General features: G+C 52.8%; 19 protein-coding genes and 1 pseudogene. 13 read left to right on the forward strand and 7 right to left on the reverse strand.

The window, feature by feature from the left end:
* The first annotated feature begins 15 nt into the window (after window positions 1-15).
* The 5 genes from flhB to NMD08_RS10620 all read left to right on the forward strand — a co-directional run bounded on the left by flhB (window position 16) and on the right by NMD08_RS10620 (window position 6619).
* Window positions 16-1167, forward strand: coding sequence for a flagellar biosynthesis protein FlhB (gene flhB, locus NMD08_RS10600; protein WP_370620121.1), 1152 nt, complete (start codon window positions 16-18; stop codon window positions 1165-1167).
* The gene (gene flhA, locus NMD08_RS10605) at window positions 1160-3238 is read left to right on the forward strand and encodes a flagellar biosynthesis protein FlhA (RefSeq protein WP_151225617.1); all 2079 of its coding nucleotides are present in this window, start codon (window positions 1160-1162) and stop codon (window positions 3236-3238) included. The genes flhB and flhA overlap by 8 nt, the downstream gene beginning before the upstream one ends.
* The gene (gene flhe / locus NMD08_RS10610) at window positions 3238-3630 is read left to right on the forward strand and encodes a flagellar protein FlhE (RefSeq protein ID WP_370620122.1); all 393 of its coding nucleotides are present in this window, start codon (window positions 3238-3240) and stop codon (window positions 3628-3630) included. Before flhA ends, flhe begins: the two co-directional genes overlap by 1 nt.
* 262 nt (window positions 3631-3892) lie before the next feature.
* Window positions 3893-5479, forward strand: coding sequence for an MFS transporter (locus NMD08_RS10615; protein WP_370607488.1), 1587 nt, complete (start codon window positions 3893-3895; stop codon window positions 5477-5479).
* Window positions 5480-6619, forward strand: a complete 1140-nt coding sequence (locus tag NMD08_RS10620; protein ID WP_370612279.1) for a glycoside hydrolase family 105 protein — start codon at window positions 5480-5482, stop codon at window positions 6617-6619.
* On the opposite strand, the gene mrdA is transcribed toward NMD08_RS10620, so the two are convergent.
* Together mrdA and argS are read right to left on the reverse strand one after the other, a co-directional pair.
* Window positions 6591-8528: a penicillin-binding protein 2 gene (gene mrdA, locus NMD08_RS10625; protein WP_370620123.1), complete on the reverse strand. Its 1938-nt coding sequence runs from the start codon at window positions 8526-8528 to the stop codon at window positions 6591-6593. The two genes, NMD08_RS10620 and mrdA, sit on opposite strands and share 29 nt — an antisense overlap.
* Before the next feature lie 184 nt (window positions 8529-8712).
* On the reverse strand, window positions 8713-10446 hold the full coding sequence (gene argS, locus NMD08_RS10630) for an arginine--tRNA ligase (protein ID WP_101742217.1): 1734 nt from the start codon (window positions 10444-10446) through the stop codon (window positions 8713-8715).
* Window positions 10447-10684: 238 nt separating this feature from the next.
* Here argS and NMD08_RS10635 point away from each other — a divergent pair, with 238 nt between their 5' ends.
* Both NMD08_RS10635 and cutC read left to right on the forward strand, forming a co-directional pair.
* Window positions 10685-11251 (forward strand): VOC family protein, encoded by a 567-nt coding sequence (locus NMD08_RS10635; protein WP_151225615.1) that lies wholly within the window; start codon window positions 10685-10687, stop codon window positions 11249-11251.
* Window positions 11252-11253: 2 nt separating this feature from the next.
* Complete coding sequence (cutC, locus tag NMD08_RS10640) at window positions 11254-12000, forward strand: copper homeostasis protein CutC (protein WP_370620124.1); 747 nt, start codon at window positions 11254-11256, stop codon at window positions 11998-12000.
* Between the two features lie 181 nt (window positions 12001-12181).
* Here the strand turns inward: cutC and cmoB are convergent, their stop codons facing one another.
* From cmoB to NMD08_RS10665, 5 genes are read right to left on the reverse strand one after another with little or no spacing between them, the layout of a single operon-like run.
* A complete protein-coding gene (cmoB, locus tag NMD08_RS10645) occupies window positions 12182-13150 on the reverse strand; it encodes a tRNA 5-methoxyuridine(34)/uridine 5-oxyacetic acid(34) synthase CmoB (protein WP_151225614.1) in 969 nt (322 codons plus the stop codon).
* The gene (cmoA, locus tag NMD08_RS10650; protein ID WP_151218854.1) at window positions 13147-13890 is read right to left on the reverse strand and encodes a carboxy-S-adenosyl-L-methionine synthase CmoA; all 744 of its coding nucleotides are present in this window, start codon (window positions 13888-13890) and stop codon (window positions 13147-13149) included. Before cmoA ends, cmoB begins: the two co-directional genes overlap by 4 nt.
* Before the next feature lie 40 nt (window positions 13891-13930).
* A complete protein-coding gene (locus tag NMD08_RS10655) occupies window positions 13931-14326 on the reverse strand; it encodes an MAPEG family protein (RefSeq protein ID WP_151218853.1) in 396 nt (131 codons plus the stop codon).
* A 52-nt stretch (window positions 14327-14378) separates the two neighbouring features.
* Window positions 14379-15197, reverse strand: a complete 819-nt coding sequence (locus NMD08_RS10660; RefSeq protein WP_210905213.1) for a DUF72 domain-containing protein — start codon at window positions 15195-15197, stop codon at window positions 14379-14381.
* Window positions 15194-15760, reverse strand: a complete 567-nt coding sequence (locus tag NMD08_RS10665) for a hydrolase (protein WP_370620125.1) — start codon at window positions 15758-15760, stop codon at window positions 15194-15196. The genes NMD08_RS10660 and NMD08_RS10665 overlap by 4 nt, the downstream gene beginning before the upstream one ends.
* 263 nt (window positions 15761-16023) lie before the next feature.
* On the opposite strand from NMD08_RS10665, the gene aspS reads away from it, so the two are divergent.
* From aspS to ruvB, 6 genes and pseudogenes are all read left to right on the forward strand, one after another.
* Window positions 16024-17796, forward strand: a complete 1773-nt coding sequence (gene aspS, locus NMD08_RS10670) for an aspartate--tRNA ligase (RefSeq protein WP_370620126.1) — start codon at window positions 16024-16026, stop codon at window positions 17794-17796.
* Window position 17797: 1 nt separating this feature from the next.
* Window positions 17798-18241: a dihydroneopterin triphosphate diphosphatase gene (gene nudB / locus NMD08_RS10675; protein ID WP_151219488.1), complete on the forward strand. Its 444-nt coding sequence runs from the start codon at window positions 17798-17800 to the stop codon at window positions 18239-18241.
* 28 nt (window positions 18242-18269) lie between these two features.
* Window positions 18270-19013 carry a YebC/PmpR family DNA-binding transcriptional regulator gene (locus NMD08_RS10680; RefSeq protein ID WP_151219515.1) on the forward strand — a complete coding sequence of 248 codons (744 nt, stop codon included), beginning with the start codon at window positions 18270-18272 and terminating at the stop codon, window positions 19011-19013.
* A 34-nt stretch (window positions 19014-19047) separates the two neighbouring features.
* A pseudogene (ruvC, locus tag NMD08_RS10685) lies at window positions 19048-19568 on the forward strand (crossover junction endodeoxyribonuclease RuvC).
* A gap of 80 nt (window positions 19569-19648) precedes the next feature.
* Entirely contained in the window at window positions 19649-20260 is a 612-nt protein-coding gene (ruvA, locus tag NMD08_RS10690) for a Holliday junction branch migration protein RuvA (RefSeq protein WP_005120694.1), read from the forward strand.
* 8 nt (window positions 20261-20268) lie between these two features.
* On the forward strand, window positions 20269-21279 hold the full coding sequence (ruvB, locus tag NMD08_RS10695; RefSeq protein ID WP_151219487.1) for a Holliday junction branch migration DNA helicase RuvB: 1011 nt from the start codon (window positions 20269-20271) through the stop codon (window positions 21277-21279).
* Window positions 21280-21297: the final 18 nt, after the last annotated feature.

Here is a 21297-nt window from a genome sequence, read left to right on the forward strand (position 1 = left end):
TCCAGGGTCTGATGCGTGGCAGAAGAAAGCGACGACGACAAAACAGAAGCCCCCACACCCCACCGACTTGAAAAAGCACGGGAAGAAGGGCAGATCCCCCGATCCAAAGAGCTGACCTCACTGCTTATTTTGCTGGTGGGCGTGTGCATTATCTGGATTGGTGGGGAGTCGCTTGCCCGCAGACTGGCCGGCATGCTGTCGGCCGGATTACGTTTTGACCACAGTATGGTCAACGACCCAAATCTGATCCTCAGCCAAATCATCCTGCTGATCAAAGACGCGATGATTGCGCTGTTACCTTTGATTACCGGCGTTGTTCTGGTGGCATTAATCTCCCCGGTGATGCTTGGCGGCTTAATTTTCAGCGGTAAATCTCTGCAGCCTAAGTTCTCAAAGCTGAATCCGTTGCCGGGCATAAAACGCATGTTTTCAGCGCAAACCGGGGCGGAACTGCTCAAAGCGATACTGAAGTCTACGCTGGTAGGCAGCGTGGCTGGATTTTACCTCTGGCACAAGTGGCCGGAGATGATGCGGTTAATGGCAGAATCACCAATTACGGCGATGGGCAATGCCCTCGATTTAGTCGGCATGTGCGCGCTGTTAGTGGTGCTTGGCGTCATTCCGATGGTGGGATTTGACGTTTTTTTTCAGATTTACAGCCACCTGAAAAAGCTGCGCATGTCGCGCCAGGATATCCGGGACGAATTTAAGCAAAGCGAAGGTGACCCGCACGTTAAGGGCAAAATACGCCAAATGCAGCGTGCGGCGGCACAACGTCGCATGATGGCGGATGTGCCGAAAGCGGACGTTATTGTTACCAACCCTACGCACTATTCGGTGGCCTTGAAGTATGACGAGAACAAAATGAGCGCACCAAAAGTTGTTGCCAAAGGCGCGGGTCTGGTGGCGCTGCGCATTCGTGAGATTGGCGCCGAGCATCGGGTCCCTACGTTAGAAGCGCCGCCACTGGCGCGTGCGCTGTATCGTCATGCTGAGATTGGTCAGCAAATACCGGGTCAATTATATGCCGCCGTTGCCGAAGTTCTGGCATGGGTATGGCAGCTCAAACGTTGGCGTCTCGCCGGCGGCAAGCGTCCACCACAACCTGAAAACCTTCCGGTGCCTGAAACACTGGATTTTATGAACGAGAAGACTACTGATGGCTAATCTGGTCGCGATGCTGCGTCTGCCCAGCAACCTGAAATCCACGCAATGGCAAATCCTTGCCGGACCGATCCTCATCCTGCTGATCCTGTCGATGATGGTGCTGCCGCTGCCGGCTTTCGTCCTCGATTTGCTGTTCACGTTTAACATCGCGCTGTCGATTATGGTGCTGCTGGTGGCCATGTTCACCCAGCGTACGCTGGAGTTTGCAGCATTCCCGACGATTTTGCTGTTTACCACCTTATTACGCCTCGCGCTGAACGTCGCGTCTACGCGTATCATTTTGATGGAAGGACACACCGGTGCGGCGGCGGCGGGGAAGGTGGTTGAAGCTTTTGGTCACTTCCTGGTGGGCGGTAACTTTGCGATCGGTATCGTGGTCTTCGTCATTCTCGTCATCATTAACTTTATGGTAATCACCAAAGGTGCCGGGCGTATCGCCGAGGTTGGCGCACGCTTCGTGCTGGATGGTATGCCCGGCAAGCAGATGGCGATTGATGCGGATTTGAATGCCGGTCTGATTGGCGAAGATGAAGCCAAAAAGCGACGCGCAGAAGTGACCCAGGAAGCGGATTTCTACGGCTCTATGGACGGTGCGAGTAAATTCGTACGTGGTGATGCCATCGCCGGTATTTTGATCATGGTGATCAACGTGGTCGGCGGACTGTTGGTCGGGGTATTGCAGCATGGCATGAGCATGGGTAGCGCAGCGGAAAGTTATACCCTGCTGACTATCGGTGACGGGCTGGTGGCTCAAATTCCTGCACTGGTTATCTCCACTGCGGCGGGGGTTATCGTGACCCGCGTGAGTACCGACCAGGACGTCGGCGAACAGATGGTGACCCAGTTGTTCAGTAATCCCAGCGTCATGCTGCTCAGCGCGGCGGTGCTTGGACTTTTGGGTCTGGTTCCGGGCATGCCGAACCTGGTGTTTCTGATGTTTACCGCCGCGTTACTGGCTCTGGCCTGGTGGATGCGAGGTCGTGAACAAAAGGCCCCGGATGAACCGCAGCCGGTGAAAATGCCGGAAAATAACTCCGTGGTTGAAGCCACATGGAACGACGTACAACTGGAGGATTCCCTGGGTATGGAGGTGGGTTATCGCCTGATCCCGATGGTGGACTTTCAGCAGGATGGCGAGTTACTGGGGCGAATTCGCAGTATTCGTAAGAAATTTGCTCAGGATATGGGCTTCCTGCCGCCAGTGGTACACATCCGTGACAATATGGATCTGCAGCCGGCCCGCTATCGTATTTTGATGAAAGGGGTGGAAATTGGCAGCGGTGACGCCTATCCGGGGCGTTGGCTGGCCATTAACCCGGGTACCGCCGCCGGGTCGCTGCCGGGGGAGAAAACGGTTGATCCGGCTTTCGGTCTGGACGCTATCTGGATTGAAAGCGCATTGAAGGAACAGGCGCAAATTCAGGGCTTTACGGTAGTTGAAGCCAGTACCGTTGTCGCCACGCATTTGAATCACCTGATTGGACAGTTCGCCGCTGAGCTATTTGGCCGTCAGGAGGCGCAACAGCTTCTCGATCGCGTCTCGCAGGAAATGCCAAAACTGACGGAAGATTTGGTCCCTGGTGTCGTGACGCTCACTACGCTGCATAAAGTGCTGCAGAACTTACTGGACGAGAAAGTCCCGATTCGCGACATGCGTACCATTCTCGAAACGCTGGCTGAACATGCGCCGCTGCAAAACGATCCACATGAGCTTACTGCGGTGGTGCGTGTGGCGTTAGGACGCGCTATCACTCAGCAGTGGTTCCCGGGTAATGAAGAAGTTCAGGTTATCGGTCTTGATACCCCGCTCGAACGTTTGTTACTACAGGCGCTGCAGGGCGGTGGTGGGCTGGAGCCAGGACTGGCAGACCGACTACTGGCCCAGACTCAGGAAGCGCTTGCCCGTCAGGAAATGTTGGGTGCGCCGCCGGTCTTGTTGGTTAATCATGCCTTGCGTCCATTACTGGCACGCTTTTTACGCCGCAGCATACCGCAACTGGTGGTGTTATCTAACATGGAGCTTTCCGACAACCGCCATATCCGCATGACGGCGACAATTGGAGGCAAATAATGCGTAATTTACTGTGGTTGTTGTTTTTTCCTCTGGTGGTGCAGGCTGCCGGAGAAGGGGCCTGGCAGGCCAGCGGAATGGGAATTACGTTAAACTACCGTGGTCAGTCAGCCTCGTCTGCGCCACTGGTTCCCAGTCAGCCAGTCTCGGGGTTGATGACGCTGGTGGCCTGGCGTTATGAGCTTAATGGTCCAACGCCCGCGGGTTTACGGGCGCGTTTATGTTCTCAATCCCGCTGTGTTGAGCTGGACGGGCAAAGCGGGACCACGAACGGATTCAATAATGTTCCCGCCATTGAACCGATGCACTTTGTCTGGGAAGTGCCAGGTGGTGGTCGCCTGATCCCTGCCTTACAAGTTCAGCGCAATCAGGTAATTGTGAACTATCGTTAACGCTTTCCTTTATTCATGCCAGCAGCAGAAACTGCTGGCTGCTTCGCAATTTTAGCCCGCCTCTTTGATTAAATAGAAACGCTGTTTTATAAAATAGGTGACATACGTTGCCGGACTCTTTGTGCTGTTGCCATTTTGCGAATCCCCCTGGCAGAAATAGAAAGGTTTCACTTGCTGTTAGCTTTTACTGTGGCCCTGTAAGGATGCCCTATGTCAAAGCGAGGATTGTGGGGCCGCCCAATAATGTGCAGGGGTAACGGCAATGAAGACACGAAAAATTGGCCTGGTTAACTATTTTGCCTACGGTTCTGGCGATTTTTTAGGCGCAGGCACCACGGCATTAACCGCGGCCTGGCTGCTCTATTTCTACACCACGTTCTGTGGTCTGACGCCTATCGAAGCGACCTTTATTTTCGCTACCGCCAGGGTGCTGGATGCCATCGTGAGTCCGTTAATGGGTTTTTTAACCGATAACTTTGGCTCAACCTGGCTCGGTAAACGCTTTGGGCGTCGTAAGTTTTTTATTCTGTTGGGGATCCCTTGTGTCTTTAGTTACTCGCTAATGTGGGTGGGGGATATGGGATTCTGGTACTACCTACTCACCTATCTGATTTTTGACGTGGTTTACACCATGATTCTGGTGCCATACGAAACTCTGGTGCCTGAAATGACCGATGACTTTAAACAGAAAACCAAATTCTCCGGCGCGCGTATTTCGATGGCGCAAATGTCAGCCATTCTGGCCTCATTCTTACCCGGTGTTCTGCTGACGCTGTTTGGCAAAGACAATCCGATGTCTTTTTTCTACGCCAGTCTGGTGTTCTCAGTGCTGTGCGCACTGATGCTGACTTTCGTCTGGTTCTTTACCTGGGAACGCCCGCGGGAAGAGTGGACCCAGGCGGCCCTGCAAGCTGAAGAAGAGAAGAAAAGCCTGACCTTTAGCCAGAGTATGAACCGCTTGCTTGTTGAACTGAGTTCAACGCTACGTATCCGTATCTTTCGCCAACATTTAGGTATGTATCTTGGCGGCTATATTGCGCAGGACGTTTTCAACGCCGTCTTTACTTATTATGTGGTGTTTGTGCTGATGCAGGAAGCATCGATGGCGTCAAATCTGCTGGGTACGATGGCTATTTTCCAGTTTATTGCCGTTATCGCCATGATCCCATTGTGCATCCGTTTCGGACCCGCGCCGTCTTATCGCATGGTGGTGGTCCTGTTTGGCCTCAGTTCACTCTCCTACGCGGGGCTGTATTACGCCGGGCTCAGCGATGTTTATTCTCTGTTGCTGCTGGTATCCGCCGTGGCGGGTCTGGGACGTGGCGGCATCAATTACGTTCCCTGGAATATCTACACCTATATCGCCGACGTTGACGAAGTGATTACCGGCCAGCGTCGCGAAGGGATCTTCGCCGGCATTATGACGTTAACACGTAAAGCGTCGCAGGCGGGGGCTGTGATGCTGGTGGGGATTGTTATGCAGTTGTCCGGTTTTGTCTCCGGTCAGGGCATGCAGCCTGCGGCAGTCAGCCATACCATCCTGTTAATTCTGAGCTGCGGCACGCTGATTGTTCTGGCACTGGGCTTCCTGGTTTCCCTGCGCTTTAAACTGAACCTGCAAACGCACAGTACCCTGCGTGAAGAGACGGCAAAAATGCGTGAGTCTGGGAGACCTGTGCTGGAAGGACTTTCCACGAAAGGACGCGCCACCGTAGAGATGCTGTCGGGCATGCCATATGAATCACTTTGGGGTAACAACAATATTGGTTACCTGAATCGTAATAAACCCGCGGCTCCGAAGCTGGAAAAGGGTGCCGCATTGAATTCGACATTGACAGAGGTTAAGTAAATGATTGTTTACCCGGTTAAACACAGTCCATTGTTGCGTCAGCCAGAACATTTTATTGCCAGGGATGAATTAAAAGCGTTGATCAAAAAGGTGACGCATAACCTGGTCAATATTCATGATGAGACTGGCGAGTTCTTGTTACGCCTGGATGACGGGCGTGTTATCGATACCAAGGGCTGGGCGGGATGGGAGTGGACGCACGGCGTCGGCTTGTACGGAATGTATCAGTATTATCAACAAACCGGCGATGCAACGATGCGCGATATCATCGACAGCTGGTTTGCCGATCGCTTTGCTGAAGGCGCAACAACCAAAAACGTTAACACCATGGCGCCGTTTTTAACGCTGGCGTATCGCTATGAAGAGACGCGTAATCCCGCGTATCTGCCGTGGCTCGACAGTTGGGCTGAGTGGGCAATGCATGATATGCCGCGCACTGATTTCGGCGGTATGCAACACATTACGCTGGCGGAAGAAAATCATCAGCAGATGTGGGATGACACGTTGATGATGACGGTTTTACCGCTGGCGAAGATTGGCAAGTTGCTTAACCGTCCCGAGTATATTGAAGAGGCAACCTATCAGTTCCTGCTGCACGTACAAAACCTGATGGATAAAGAAACGGGGTTGTGGTTCCACGGCTGGAGCTATGAAGGGCAGCATAACTTCGCCAACGCGCGTTGGGCGCGTGGCAACAGCTGGTTAACTATAGTTATTCCGGACTTCCTTGAGTTACTTGATTTGCCGGAAAACAATGCCGTGCATCGCTATCTGGTGCAGGTTCTGAATGCGCAAATCGCGGCGCTGGCGAAGTGCCAGGATGAAAGCGGACTGTGGCACACCTTGCTGGACGACCCGCAGTCGTATCTGGAAGCATCGGCTACCGCCGGATTTGCTTATGGGATCCTCAAGGCGGTACGTAAACGCTATGTCGGACAAGACTATGCAGCAGTAGCCGAAAAAGCCATCAGAGGCATTGTGCAACATATTTCACCGGAAGGTGAATTGCTGCATACCTCGTTTGGGACCGGAATGGGTCACAATCTCGATTTCTACCGCAACATCCCGCGGACCTCCATGCCTTACGGACAGGCGATGGCGATGCTGTGCCTTACCGAATACTTGCGTAAGTATTTTTGATATCGGCGTCCGATAGTGCCGCTGCTATCGGACCTGCTTGTTCAGTTGTCTCTGTTGGTGCAACGTTGTCCTGCTGATCAAACAGATGATCCATTATTCGACGCATGACCGGCGCGGCGGTGACGCCATCGCTGCCGCCGTTTTCGAGTATTAACGCCACAGCAACTTTCGGGTTCTTATACGGCGCAAACGCGGTATAGAACACGTGGTCGCGCAGGCGTATCGGGATCATTTTCGCATTGTAGGTCTGATTTTCTTTCAGGCTAAAGACCTGTGATGTGCCGCTTTTTGCGGCAATGCCATAAGGCGCGGTGTGAAAGAACTTATACCCCGTGCCGTTTGGTTCATTCGCCATGCCGAACATCGCCTGACGCACCAATCCCCAATAGGGTGATGAAGCAGAAGCAATTTGTGTGGGTGCTTCGGGAGCCTGATACGGCGTGATGGCTTTTCCACTTTCTTCATCAAGGAGCAGGTGAGGGGCGATAACCTTGCCGTTGTTAATCAGTGCGACCATGGCTTTTACCATCTGGATAGGCGTGGCAATCCAGTAGCCCTGACCGATACCAACCGAAATGGTATCTCCCTGATACCAGGCTTTTTTATGCACTTTCTGTTTCCATTCGCGACTCGGGAGCAGGCCGTTATACTCCTCATCAAGATCGATGCCGGTCGGTTTGCCATAGCCAAACTGGCTGAGCATGCTGTTAATCCGGTCAATTCCCATCATATACGCCACCTGGTAAAAGAACGTGTCGGCAGACTCTTCAATCGCTTTGGTGACATCCAACATACCGTGGCCGGTTTTTTTCCAGTCCCGGTAATGTCGATCGGTGCCAGGGAGGGTCCAGGTGGGCGCACCGAAGAAGCTGGTCTGCGGCGTAATCACGCCGTCCAGTAACGCTGACATCGCCATATACGGTTTAACCGTAGAGGCGGGAGGATACAATCCCTGGGTGACGCGGTTGATCAATGGCAGGTCTTTATCCTGAAGCAGCTTGTTGTAGTCCTGATAACTGATGCCTTTGACAAACGGGTTGGGGTCATAGCTGGGATTTGAGACCATTGCCAGCACGGAGCCGTCGTGCGGATCTTCAACCAAAACCGCGGCCCGCTGGCCCGCTAACAGGCTCTCAATGTATTGCTGCAAGTGCAGGTCCAGCGTCAGATGGATATCTTTTCCGGCAACGGGTGGCACATCTTTGATCAGACGCACGATGCGTCCGTGGTTATCAACTTCCACCTCCTGATAACCGGTTTTCCCATGCAGTTCATTTTCGTAATAATGCTCGATACCCTGCTTCCCGATGTTGTGATCGGCGGCGTAATTCTCTGCCAGACCTTTTTTATCCAGCGTTTTCAGATCGCTATCATTGATTTTTGAAACATAGCCAAGGACATGTGCCAGCGCCGCGCCATAAGGGTACTGGCGGTCTTCATAGCTGTTGATATTGACGCCGCTGAAACGAAACTGGTTAACCGAAAAACGGGCGATTTCCACATCGGTCAGCGCATTTTTTAGCACGACCGGGCGATAGCGGCTGCTGGTTTTCAATTCATGGCGAAACTGGTCAATATCGTCAGGGGTGAGATCAACGATGGGCGTGAGTTGCTCAATCAAGGCATTCATATCGCTGATTTTGTAAGGTGTAACGGAAATGTCATACCAGGTGACGTTACGCACCAGCGGGATGCCGTTGCGATCGTAAATCATGCCACGCGTTGGGGCCACGGGGAGCATTTTGATGTCGTTTGCGTTCGACCGGGTGGTGTAATACTGATGCTGACAGATTTGTAAGTTGTAGAGATTGTAAATCAGGATGCCAAAGCAGATGACCACCAGGCCAAAGGCTACCAATACACGCCGCTGGAAGAGTTTTTCTTCCGCCTCAAAATCTCTGAATGTCATTGAACCGTACCCGATTAATTCGCCGCCTAATAATACGGAGGCATAACCGGGATGACAGGCAAAAAATGTTCCATCTCTCTACGGAAATGTGTCATTCCTTGTGAGTTGTTACAGATAGCCCTTTACGGAAATAAAAAAGGCCTGAGTCCGACATCCGAACTCAGGCCTGATTTTTTTAGCACACTTACATACGTTCTACGGTTTCGATACCCAGTGTATCCAGACCCAGCTTCAGCGTTTTCGCCGTCAGCTGTGCCAGTTTCAGGCGGCTGTTACGAATTTCTTCGTTTTCAGCGCTAAGGATAGGGCAGTGCTCATAGAAACCGGAGAACAGACCCGCAACGTCGTACAGGTAAGCACACATCACGTGCGGTGTACCTTCACGTGCAACAACGGTCAGCGTTTCTTCAAACTGCAGCAGACGCGCAGCCAGCTGAGCCTCGCGATCTTCGTTGATAATCACCTGCGCATTTGCCAGCGCGCTTTCGTCGATATCCGCTTTACGGAATACGGACAGTACGCGGGTGTAAGCATACTGCATGTACGGTGCGGTATTGCCTTCGAATGCCAGCATGTTGTCCCAGTCGAAGATGTAGTCGGTGGTACGGTTTTTCGACAGATCCGCATATTTCACCGCGCCGATACCGACCGCATTCGCCAGTTTTTCCAGCTCGTCGGCAGGCATGTCCGGGTTCTTCTCTGCCACCAGACGACGTGCGCGCTCCAGCGCTTCATCCAGCAGATCGGCCAGTTTTACCGTGCCGCCCGCACGTGTTTTGAACGGTTTACCATCTTTACCCAGCATCATACCGAACATGTGGTGTTCCAGCGGTACGGAGTCCGGCACATAACCTGCTTTACGCACGATGGTCCAGGCCTGCATTAAGTGTTGATGCTGACGGGAGTCGATGTAATACAGTACGCGATCGGCATGCAGCGTTTCATAACGATACTTGGCGCAGGCGATGTCGGTCGTGGTGTAGAGATAGCCGCCATCTTTCTTTTGAATGATAACGCCCATCGGTTCGCCTTCCTTGTTCTTATACTCATCAAGGAATACGACGGTAGCGCCTTCGCTTTCAACAGCCAGACCTTTCGCTTTGAGATCGGCCACAATGCCAGGCAACATCGGGTTGTACAGACTTTCACCCATGACGTCGTCACGGGTCAGGGTAACGTTAAGGCGATCGTAGGTTAACTGGTTTTGTGACATGGTAATGTCGACCAGTTTGCGCCACATTTCACGGAAGTACTCGTCGCCACCTTGCAGCTTCACAACATAGCTACGGGCGCGTTCTGCGAAGGCTTCATCTTCGTCGTAATGTTTTTTCGCATCACGGTAGAAACCTTCCAGATCAGCCAGCGCCATCTCTCCGGCATTTTCCTGCTGCTGTTTTTCCAGCCACGCGATAAGCATACCGAATTGAGTGCCCCAGTCGCCGACGTGGTTAGCGCGGATAACATTGTGACCAAGGAACTCTAGCGTACGCACGGCAGCGTCACCGATGATGGTGGAACGCAGGTGACCAACGTGCATTTCTTTCGCGACGTTAGGTGCGGAGTAGTCAACCACAACGGTTTGTTTAGCCGGTTGGGTGACGCCCAGGCGATCGGAGGTCAGCGCCTGCTGAACGTGCTGCGCCAGAAATGCCGGATCGAGAAAAATGTTAATAAAGCCCGGGCCCGCAATTTCTACTTTGCTGGCGATCCCGTTGAGATCCAGATGAGTCAGCACCTGCTCAGCCAGTTGTCGCGGCGCCATACCCAGTTTTTTTGCGACAGCCATCATGCCGTTAGCCTGATAGTCGCCGAACTGTACTTTTGCTGACTGACGAACCTGTGGTTCGCAATCTGCAGGCGCGCCTGCAGCAATCATGGCCTGACTGACTTTTTCTGAGAGAAGAGCCTGAATATTCACCGGAATACCTTACATTTATGAAGCGGCTTAAAATTGACCGCACCAGTTTAAGAATTAAGGGCGGGAGTATACTGCAAATGCCCGTTGCCGTCAGCATTGCGAGCACCGCCAGCAGCCTGAAATATAAACATTGTAATTACGTATAATTATTCATATCGCGCTTAAGAAAATCAGCAGTTGGTTGGGGCTGCGCAACAGGGTAAATTAGCCGCTTTGAACATGGATATGAGCTTTAATTATGGCGAACTGGCAAACAGTTGCAGAACTGCATGATATTTCCGCAGATTTACCGCATTTCATTCAGGCGTTAACGGATCTTTCCACTCGCCTTGGGCTGGATGTCTCATCGCTTGAAGCCGATCACATTTCTCTGCGCTGTCATCAAAATACCACCGCAGAGCGCTGGCGTCGTGGTTTTGAGCAGTGCGGCGAACTATTGTCAGAAAATATCATTAATGGCCGACCGATTTGTTTGTTCAAACTCAATGAGCCCGTCTGTGTGCAACACTGGCAATTTAGCATCGTAGAACTGCCATGGCCGGGCGAAAAACGCTATCCGCATGAAGGCTGGGAGCATGTTGAAATAGTTCTGCCGGGCGACGTGGAGACGTTGAATGCGCGAGCGCTGGCGCTGCTTTCAGATTCTGGACTAAGCCAGCCGGGCATATTTGTAAAAACAAGTTCACCAAAAGGCGAGCGCGAGCGTTTACCAAACCCTACGCTGGCGGTTAGCGACGGCAGCGTGACGATAAAATTTCATCCGTGGTCGATTGAAGCGATTGTGGCCAGCGAACGTCAGGAGTGAGTATGGCTTTACTGGAAATCTGCTGTTACAGCATGGAGTGCGCGCGTACGGCGCAACAAAATGGCGCGGATCGTATTGAGCTTTGTTCAGCGCCGAAAGAGGGGGGCTTAACGCCGTCGCTGGGCGTCTTGCGTTCTGTTCGCCAGCATATTTCGATTCCCGTCAATCCCATTATTCGCCCGCGTGGAGGCGACTTTTGTTACACCGACGGTGAATTTGCTGCAATGCTGGATGATATTGCGATGGTGAGGGAACTCGGGTTCTCAGGGGTGGTAACCGGCATTTTAGATGCGGATGGCGATGTTGATATGCCGCGCATGGAGAAAATAATGATCGCTGCCGGTCCGTTGCACGTCACTTTTCATCGGGCCTTTGATATGTGTGCTAACCCACTCAATGCGCTAAAAAAATTAGCTGATTTGGGCGTCGCCAGAGTGCTGACTTCTGGGCTAAAATCAGATGCGGCGCAAGGTTTAACAAAAATAATGGAACTTATTGCGCAGGCAGGTGCTCCAATCATTATGGCCGGAGCGGGGGTTCGCGCCTCGAATTTGTCCCTGTTCCTTAATGCCGGAGTGCAGGAAGTCCACAGTTCTGCCGGAGTATGGCAGGCTTCACCCATGCGTTATCGCAATACGGGGTTGTCGATGTCTTCGGATTCGCAGGCGGATGAGTATTCTCGCTATGCGGTAGACGGGGTGGCGGTTGCGGAAATGAAAGCGATCATTGCACACCATCAGGCCAGCTGATTTTTACCGTTGCATCATGTCGCCCAATATGATGCTTGCTCGTACCAGGCCCCTGCAATTTCAACAGGGGCCTTTTTTTCTCCTTCATATTTCAAGCCGCAGCGACGTTGGTCGCCTTGCTGCAACTTGAACTATTTTGGATAAATGGTGCTATACGTAACGGTCATCTGGCAAAAAGTGACTACGGCTTACGTGCAATCAATACCGCACGTAGTGGAGCAGGGTAGCCTTCCACCGTTTTGCTGTGGTCGTTCGGGTCGAGGAAATCGGCCAGCGATTCGGTTATCATCCATTCGGTGCGGCGCTGTTCTTCGGTAGTGGTCACACATACGTCGGCAATACGCACATCAACAAACCCGCATTTCTCCAGCCAGTTTTTTAGCGCCAGCGCAGACGGAATAAAGTAAACGTTACGCATCTGGGCGTAGCGATCGCCTGGCACCAGTACGGTATTTTCGTCGCCTTCAACCACCAGCGTTTCCAGTACCAGTTCGCCATCTTTAACCAATTGATCCTTCAACTGCCAGAGATGTTCCAACGGTGAGCGGCGGTGGTAAAGCACTCCCATGGAGAATACGGTATCAAAGGCGTTGAGTGCCGGAAGCTGTTCAATACCCAGCGGCAGCAGATGCGCGCGCTGATCATTGCCCAGCAGTTTACGCACTGCCTCAAACTGGCACAGGAACAACTGGGTCGGATCGATACCGACCGCCAGATGTGCGCCCGCGCCAATCATGCGCCACATGTGATAGCCACTGCCGCAACCGACATCAAGAATGGTGCGTCCGGTGAGGTCAGACAAGTGCGGCAGAACGCGATCCCACTTCCAGTCTGAGCGCCACTCGGTATCAATATTGACGCCGTACAATGAGTACGGCCCTTTACGCCATGGCATCAGGTTACGCATCAGGGTGTCGATACGTTTGAGCTGACCGTCGCTGAGCGGCTCTTCGCTTTCTGCGGTGACGCTATGCAGTAAATCCAGACGATACGGCTTCAGCTCGGGCAGAAACTCTACCGCGTTCGACCACTGCTTAAACAAGCCGTGTTGATCGCGCTGCCAGGTCGCGATTTGCGCTGGCAGCGTTTCCAGCCAATGAGAAAGATGATTTTTGGCAATCAGCTGATAAAAGTTACCAAAGTCGATCATGCGCTAGCCTCATCTTTCAATGCCACCAGAGAACCAAAGTTAAAGCACTGGAACCACAATTCACTGTGTTCAAAACCAGCCTGATGCAGACGCGCTTTGTGCGTTTCGACAGAGTCGGTCAGCATCACGTTCTCCAGCATGCTGCGCTTCTGGCTGATTTCCAGTTCGCTATAGCCATTTGCTCGTTTGAAGTCGTGGTGCATGTTGAACAGCAACTCGCCTACGTTCGCGTCTTCGAAGCTGAATTTTTCAGATAGCACCAGCGCGCCGCCAGGATTCAGCCCCTGATAAATCTTATCCAACAATGCCTGGCGCTCGGGTGGCTCAAGGAATTGCAGGGTAAAATTCAGCACCACCATCGAGGCGTTTTCGATAGTAATGTTGCGAATATCGCCTTCGACAACCTCAACCGGAGTCGGTGCTTTATAAGCATCAATGTGACGACGACAGCGTTCAACCATAGCCGGAGAGTTGTCGACAGCAATAATTTTGCAATTCTCGTGATGAATATTGCGACGCACCGAGAGCGTCGCCGCGCCCAGAGAGCAGCCAAGATCGTAGACCTGCGTGTTGGGTTGCACGAAACGTTCGGCCAGCATGCCAATCATAGAAATGATGTTGGAGTAGCCGGGAACGGAACGCTGGATCATATCCGGGAAGACTTCAGCTACCCGTTCATCAAAGGTCCAGTCACCCAGACTGGCGATAGGCGCAGAAAAAAGCGTGTCGCGGTGAGACATAACGTAAAAATCCGGGAAAAATAAAGTGGCGTATTGTGCGCTAATGCAGGGAGAAAACCAACTCCCAGGGCATATACCAAAGATTCGCCAGCACCATTAGCAACAGCGAACACCAGGTTGCGCTCATGCCTGAACGTCGCCAGCGGAAAAGCCGGTGGTGGAATCCGTAATAATGCATCAGTCGTCCGGCAATCAACATCAGCCCGCAAATATGCACCATCCACGTCTCTGCGCCGTTCATTTCCATAAATAACAGCAGCACCAGTGCAATGGGAATATATTCCACCGCATTACCGTGAATGCGGATAGCGCTTTGTAGTTCGCTAAAACCTCCGTCGCCGTAAGCAACGCGGTATTGCATACGCAGGCGAACGACGTCAAAAGAGAACTTTATTAACAATAACGCACCCAATACGGCATAAAGCGCGCTTACCATACAAACTCCCTTTTAAAATGGCTGATGGCCTTGACTATGATAGGTGGCATTGTCAGAAAAGAGAAGATTGCTGTGGAATAGAAGGTGCTGATCCGATCTCTGGCAGGGCGCTGTGTAAATCTGCCCATAGCGTATCGACAAGCTGCGGGGCCTGCGCGATATCCGGCGTATGTAGAAACAGATACGGCGTTGAGGTTTGCTGCCATAGCGACAGCTTGGTCAGCCAGACGGCGAAAAGTGCGCTGTTTTGTGCCATATCATCGCTGCCGATAAAACGTACCATCGGATGGTTTGCCGTCACCACCGCATGCACCGGAACCTTTGGTTTCTTACGCTGAGCGTCACGTATCGCTTCAGTATGAGGGATTGCGGCATGCACCGGACGGCTGTCCAGAATCACCCGGTTTACCCCGCGCTCGTGTAAACCACGATTGAATAGCTGCTCTGCTTCGCCTTTGGCAAAGAATTCAGGATGGCGAACTTCTACACCGTAGGTAAATGATTTAGGGAGCACATCGAGAAACTGCCATAAGGCAGGCAAGTCGCGTGGGCCAAAAGTCGCGGGTAATTGCAGCCAGTATTGTCCAATGCGTGATTCCAGCGGCGACATGCGCGCGAAAAATTCCTGCACCAGGTTATCGCAATTACGCAGCGCAGCCTGATGCGAAATGGTGGCCGGAAACTTAAAACAAAATCGAAACGCATCGGTGGTCTGCGCATGCCAGCGCGCAACAATCTCGGCTTTTGGCAGTGCGTACAGCGTGGTGTTGCCCTCCACACAGTTAAAATGGCGGGCATATTCTTCCAGACTGGTGATCCCCAGACGCACCCACTTTGGGTGCGACCATTGGGGTAAACCGATATAAATCATAGCGCGTGCAGGATCTCGTCCACGCTGCGTACGCGGGCAATGCGCGGGAATATGTGCGTCATGCTGCCCTGATGTTGCTCAGCGCTGGCGGCGCTACAGGCGTTTTCTGCAACGATCAGATTAAAACCCAGCTCCCATGCATTTCGCGCCGTGGACTCCACGCCAATATTAGTGGATATACCGCACAGGACGATGGTATCGATACCCCGGCGACGCAGTTGTAATTCCAGATCGGTGCCATAGAACGCACCCCACTGGCGTTTGGTTACTTCAAGGTCGCTGGCACATTTCCCCAGAGCAGTCGGGTAATCCCACCAGTTTTCAGGTAATGCTTTGGCCGGAGTCTGAGCATCAACCGGTTGTTTCAGCGCTTCGGCATAATTGTCAGACCAGCCGACGCGCACCATCACAACCGGGGAACCATGGGCACGGAATTTTTCCGCCAACTGCGCAGCGCGGGCAACCACATCATTTGCCGAGTGTGGGCCGCCAGCGAAAGGTAGGATCCCTTCCTGTAGATCGATAACGACAAGGGCGTTTGTTTTTGCGTTCAGTTCCAGCATGCTTACTCCAGTAAAAAAGAATTCCGTTACACCTTAATCGCGAATCAGTGTGAAAGGGGCGACAATTTTTGTTATTTTTTGTGAGATTACGCAATGCCCGTCCAGGAAACAGGCGTACAGTCAGTACCGGACTTATCGTGCGGCAGAATTTCCAGTATAATAGCCGCCTTTTTTCATTCAGTTGTGACATTCAGCTAAAGCTGCGACTTCGTCATCTGCGAGACAGGTGACAATCTGCCTGCGGCAAAGTTAAGGGATATCTCATGCGTACAGAATATTGCGGACAGCTACGTCTGTCCCACGAGGGGCAGCAGGTGACTCTGTGTGGTTGGGTCAACCGTCGTCGTGATCTTGGTAGCCTGATCTTTATCGATATGCGCGACCGCGAAGGTATCGTGCAGGTATTTTTCGATCCGGACCGTGCGGACGCGTTAAAGCTGGCCTCCGAACTGCGTAATGAGTTCTGCATCCAGGTTACGGGCACCGTGCGTGCGCGTGATGCGAAAAACGTCAACGCTGATATGGCGACGGGCGAAATTGAAGTGCTGGCTTCCGATCTGACCATCATTAACCGTTCAGATTCGCTGCCGCTGGACTCTAACCACATAAATACCGAAGAAGCGCGACTGAAGTATCGCTACCTGGATCTGCGTCGTCCTGAAATGGCGCAGCGCCTGAAAACGCGCGCCAAAATCACCAGTCTGGTACGTCGTTTTATGGACGACCACGGCTTCCTCGACATCGAAACGCCAATGCTGACCAAAGCGACGCCGGAAGGTGCGCGTGATTACCTGGTTCCTTCTCGCGTACACAAAGGTAAGTTCTACGCGCTGCCGCAGTCTCCTCAACTGTTTAAACAGCTGCTGATGATGTCTGGTTTTGACCGCTATTATCAGATCGTAAAATGCTTCCGTGATGAAGACTTACGTGCTGACCGTCAGCCTGAATTTACCCAGATCGACGTTGAGACGTCCTTCATGACCGCACCGCAGGTGCGTGAAGTGATGGAAGCGCTGGTACGTAATCTGTGGCTGGAAGTGAAAGGTGTGGATCTGGGTGATTTCCCGATCATGACCTTCGCCGAAGCTGAGCGTCGTTACGGCTCTGATAAACCAGACTTGCGTAACCCGATGGAGCTGGTTGACGTTGCCGATCTGGTGAAAGGCGTTGAGTTCGCCGTATTCTCTGGTCCGGCGAACGATCCGAAAGGCCGTGTGGCTGCCCTGCGCGTACCGGGCGGCGCGAGCTTAAGCCGTAAGCAGATCGACGATTACGGTAACTTTATTAAGATTTACGGCGCGAAAGGTCTGGCTTACATCAAAGTCACCGAGCGTGCGAAAGGCCTGGAAGGTATCACCAGCCCGGTTGCCAAGTTCCTGAACGCAGAAATCGTGGAAGCGATTCTGGAACGTACCGCTGCGCAAGACGGCGACATGATCTTCTTCGGTGCTGACAACAAGAAAGTGGTTGCCGACGCGATGGGCGCACTGCGTCTGAAACTGGGTAAAGACCTGAACCTGACCGACGAATCCAAATGGGCGCCGCTGTGGGTTATCGACTTCCCAATGTTTGAAGACGATGGTGAAGGTGGTCTGACCGCAATGCACCACCCGTTCACCGCACCAAAAGATATGACTGCCGCCGAGCTGAAAGCTGCGCCGGAAGATGCAGTCGCCAACGCCTATGATATGGTCATCAACGGCTATGAAGTGGGTGGTGGTTCCGTGCGTATCCACAATGGTGATATGCAGCAGACCGTATTCGGTATTCTGGGCATTAACGAGCAAGAGCAGCGCGAGAAGTTCGGCTTCCTGCTGGATGCGCTAAAATACGGTACACCGCCGCATGCAGGCCTGGCGTTTGGTCTGGATCGCCTGACGATGCTGCTGACCGGTACCGACAATATTCGTGATGTTATTGCGTTCCCGAAAACCACGGCTGCAGCGTGTCTGATGACTGAAGCGCCAAGCTTTGCCAACGAAGCTGCACTGGCGGAACTGAGCATTCAGGTTGTTAAGAAGGCCGAGAATAACTGATATGACATATAAACAGCCTGTCTCGGTGTTAGTCGTGATTTATGCAAAGGACACCGGGAGAGTGCTGATGTTACAGCGACGCGACGATCCTGATTTCTGGCAGTCGGTCACCGGCAGCCTCGAAGAGGGGGAAACCGCGTCGCAAGCCGCCATGCGCGAAGTAAAGGAAGAGGTCGCCATTGATGTTGCGACTGAGCAACTGACCTTAATTGACTGCCAGCGCACGGTGGAGTTTGAGATTTTTAGCCATTTACGTCATCGCTACGCGCCGGGAATTGAGCGTAATACTGAATCCTGGTTTTGCCTGGCACTTCCCTCTGAACGAGAGATCGTGTTCACCGAACATCTGACCTACCGTTGGGTTAATGCGTTCGAAGCCGCGCAGTTAACCAAGTCGTGGAGTAACCGGCAGGCGATTGAAGAGTTTGTAATTAACGTCGCCTGAGAAGGCGCGCTTTTTGGAGAGATTATTTATGGCAGGTCATAGTAAATGGGCCAACACCAGACATCGTAAAGCAGCGCAAGATGCTAAGCGTGGTAAAATTTTCACCAAAATCATTCGTGAGCTGGTGACGGCAGCCAAACTGGGTGGCGGCGATCCGGACGCTAACCCACGTCTGCGCGCCGCGATTGATAAAGCACTGGCTAACAACATGACCCGCGACACCCTGAACCGTGCAATCGCGCGTGGTGTGGGTGGCGACGATGATGCGAACATGGAAACCATCATCTATGAAGGTTACGGTCCTGGCGGCACAGCCGTGATGATCGAATGTCTGTCTGACAACCGTAACCGCACCGTTGCGGAAGTGCGTCACGCATTCACGAAAACGGGCGGCAATCTCGGTACTGACGGTTCCGTATCTTACCTGTTCAGCAAAAAAGGCGTGATATCCTTTGAACAAGGTGATGAAGACGCCATTATGGAAGCAGCGCTGGAAGCGGGTGCTGAAGACGTTGTGACCTTCGACGACGGCGCGATTGACGTTTATACCGCGTGGGAAGAGATGGGCAAAGTGCGTGATGCGCTGGAAGCGGCTGGTCTGAAAGCGGACGCGGCTGAAGTGTCGATGATCCCCTCCACCAAAGCGGATATGGATGCAGAAACAGCACCGAAGCTGATGCGTCTGATCGATATGCTGGAAGACTGTGACGACGTGCAGGAAGTTTACCACAACGGCGAAATCTCAGATGAGGTTGCTGCAACGCTGGAATGATGTGGTTAAGCCATAAATTAACAGGAGATGCGTGATGTCTATCATTCTCGGCATTGACCCGGGGTCGCGCATCACCGGTTATGGCGTAATCCGTCAGGTCGGTCGACAGTTGACCTATCTGGGAAGTGGATGCATTCGAACGAAAGTGGATGATTTACCATCGCGCCTGAAGCTGATTTATGCGGGCGTATCAGAAATCATCACCCAGTTTCAGCCGGACTACTTTGCCATTGAACAGGTCTTTATGGCAAAAAACGCCGATTCGGCGCTCAAGCTGGGGCAGGCGCGCGGCGTGGCAATCGTTGCTGCCGTTAACCAGGATCTTCCGGTGTTTGAATATGCGGCCCGTCAGGTAAAACAGACAGTGGTGGGGATCGGTAGCGCGGAAAAAGTCAGGTTCAGCATATGGTACGCACGCTGCTAAAACTCCCGGCGAACCCGCAGGCGGATGCTGCGGATGCGCTGGCGATTGCCATAACCCACTGCCACGTCAGTCAGAACGCCATGCAAATGAGCGAATCGAGGCTGAATCTGGCGCGAGGTCGGTTACGTTAGTGATAAATGAGGCTGGATATCTATCCAGCCTTTTTTTATGATAGCGCATTACCTTTTAGCCCTTAACGCAGGAGCGTCACGTGATAGGCAGACTCAGAGGCATCATTCTTGAAAAACAACCCCCGCTGGTCCTTCTGGAGACAGGTGGGGTAGGCTATGAAGTTCATATGCCGATGACCTGTTTCTACGAGTTGCCGGAAGCCGGGCAAGAGGCCATCATCTTCACCCATTTTGTCGTGCGTGAAGATGCTCAGTTGCTATATGGCTTTAACAACAAGCAGGAGCGCACGCTGTTTAAAGAGTTAATCAAAACTAACGGTGTGGGACCGAAGCTGGCGCTGGCTATCCTCTCCGGTATGTCTGCGCAACAGTTTGTTAATGCCGTTGAACGCGAAGAGCTTGGCGCACTGGTGAAATTACCAGGCATTGGTAAGAAAACCGCAGAGCGTTTGATTGTTGAAATGAAAGACCGCTTTAAAGGTCTGCATGGCGACCTCTTCACCCCGGCGGCGGATTTGGTACTGACCTCGCCGGCAAGTCCGGTAACGGACGACGCCGAGCAGGAAGCGGTTGCTGCGCTGGTGGCGTTGGGCTATAAACCACAGGAAGCCAGCCGAATGGTGAGCAAGATTGCCCGCCCTGATGCCAGCAGTGAAACCCTGATTCGTGAAGCGCTTCGCGCTGCGCTGTGAGGTAGAGGATGATTGAAGCAGACCGTCTGATTTCGGCTGTCAGCACGACCCCTGAAGATCTGGTGGATCGGGCGATCCGCCCTAAATTGCTGGAAGAGTACATTGGTCAGCCGCAGGTGCGTTCGCAAATGGAGATTTTTATCCAGGCGGCGAAGCTGCGCGGTGACGCGCTTGACCATCTGCTGATTTTCGGTCCTCCTGGCCTCGGTAAAACCACGCTTGCCAATATTGTTGCCAATGAAATGGGTGTTAATCTGCGTACCACTTCCGGTCCGGTACTGGAAAAAGCGGGTGACCTGGCGGCAATGCTCACCAACCTTGAACCACACGATGTGTTGTTTATCGATGAAATCCATCGTCTGTCACCGGTGGTGGAAGAGGTATTGTATCCGGCGATGGAAGATTATCAGCTGGATATCATGATTGGTGAAGGGCCGGCTGCACGTTCGATTAAGATTGATCTGCCGCCGTTTACGCTAATCGGGGCGACAACGCGCGCCGGGTCGTTAACGTCACCGTTACGTGACCGCTTCGGTATTGTCCAGCGCCTGGAGTTCTATCAGGTGGCTGACCTGCAGCACATTGTTGGGCGCAGCGCCCGCTTTATGGGGCTGGAAATGAGCGAAGAAGGCGCGCTGGAAGTGGCTCGCCGCGCCCGCGGTACGCCGCGTATCGCCAACCGGTTATTGCGCCGGGTACGCGATTTCGCCGAAGTGAAGCATGACGGCACAATTTCGGCAGATATCGCCGCTCAGGCACTGGATATGCTTAATGTGGATGCGGAAGGATTCGATTATATGGACCGTAAGCTGCTGCTGGCGGTTATCGATAAATTCTTCGGTGGACCGGTAGGACTGGATAACCTGGCGGCGGCGATTGGGGAAGAGCGGGAAACCATTGAGGACGTGCTGGAACCGTATCTGATTCAGCAAGGTTTTCTGCAACGTACGCCGCGTGGACGTATGGCAACTGTGCGTGCCTGGAACCATTTCGGGATCACGCCGCCGGCAATGCCTTAACAATGCAACGCCCGGTAA

Source organism: Citrobacter meridianamericanus, from assembly GCF_041320245.1.
GTDB lineage: Bacteria > Pseudomonadota > Gammaproteobacteria > Enterobacterales > Enterobacteriaceae > Citrobacter > Citrobacter meridianamericanus.

Coding starts and splice junctions, on each gene's coding strand:
- flhA (WP_151225617.1), top strand. CDS start 1,160: ATGGCTAATCTGGTCGCGATGCTGCGTCTGCCCAGCAACCTGAAATCC.
- flhe (WP_370620122.1), top strand. CDS start 3,238: ATGCGTAATTTACTGTGGTTGTTGTTTTTTCCTCTGGTGGTGCAGGCT.
- NMD08_RS10615 (WP_370607488.1), top strand. CDS start 3,893: ATGAAGACACGAAAAATTGGCCTGGTTAACTATTTTGCCTACGGTTCT.
- NMD08_RS10620 (WP_370612279.1), top strand. CDS start 5,480: ATGATTGTTTACCCGGTTAAACACAGTCCATTGTTGCGTCAGCCAGAA.
- mrdA (WP_370620123.1), bottom strand. CDS start 8,528: ATGACATTCAGAGATTTTGAGGCGGAAGAAAAACTCTTCCAGCGGCGT.
- NMD08_RS10635 (WP_151225615.1), top strand. CDS start 10,685: ATGGCGAACTGGCAAACAGTTGCAGAACTGCATGATATTTCCGCAGAT.
- cutC (WP_370620124.1), top strand. CDS start 11,254: ATGGCTTTACTGGAAATCTGCTGTTACAGCATGGAGTGCGCGCGTACG.
- cmoB (WP_151225614.1), bottom strand. CDS start 13,150: ATGATCGACTTTGGTAACTTTTATCAGCTGATTGCCAAAAATCATCTT.
- cmoA (WP_151218854.1), bottom strand. CDS start 13,890: ATGTCTCACCGCGACACGCTTTTTTCTGCGCCTATCGCCAGTCTGGGT.
- NMD08_RS10655 (WP_151218853.1), bottom strand. CDS start 14,326: ATGGTAAGCGCGCTTTATGCCGTATTGGGTGCGTTATTGTTAATAAAG.
- NMD08_RS10660 (WP_210905213.1), bottom strand. CDS start 15,197: ATGATTTATATCGGTTTACCCCAATGGTCGCACCCAAAGTGGGTGCGT.
- NMD08_RS10665 (WP_370620125.1), bottom strand. CDS start 15,760: ATGCTGGAACTGAACGCAAAAACAAACGCCCTTGTCGTTATCGATCTA.
- aspS (WP_370620126.1), top strand. CDS start 16,024: ATGCGTACAGAATATTGCGGACAGCTACGTCTGTCCCACGAGGGGCAG.
- nudB (WP_151219488.1), top strand. CDS start 17,798: ATGACATATAAACAGCCTGTCTCGGTGTTAGTCGTGATTTATGCAAAG.
- NMD08_RS10680 (WP_151219515.1), top strand. CDS start 18,270: ATGGCAGGTCATAGTAAATGGGCCAACACCAGACATCGTAAAGCAGCG.
- ruvB (WP_151219487.1), top strand. CDS start 20,269: ATGATTGAAGCAGACCGTCTGATTTCGGCTGTCAGCACGACCCCTGAA.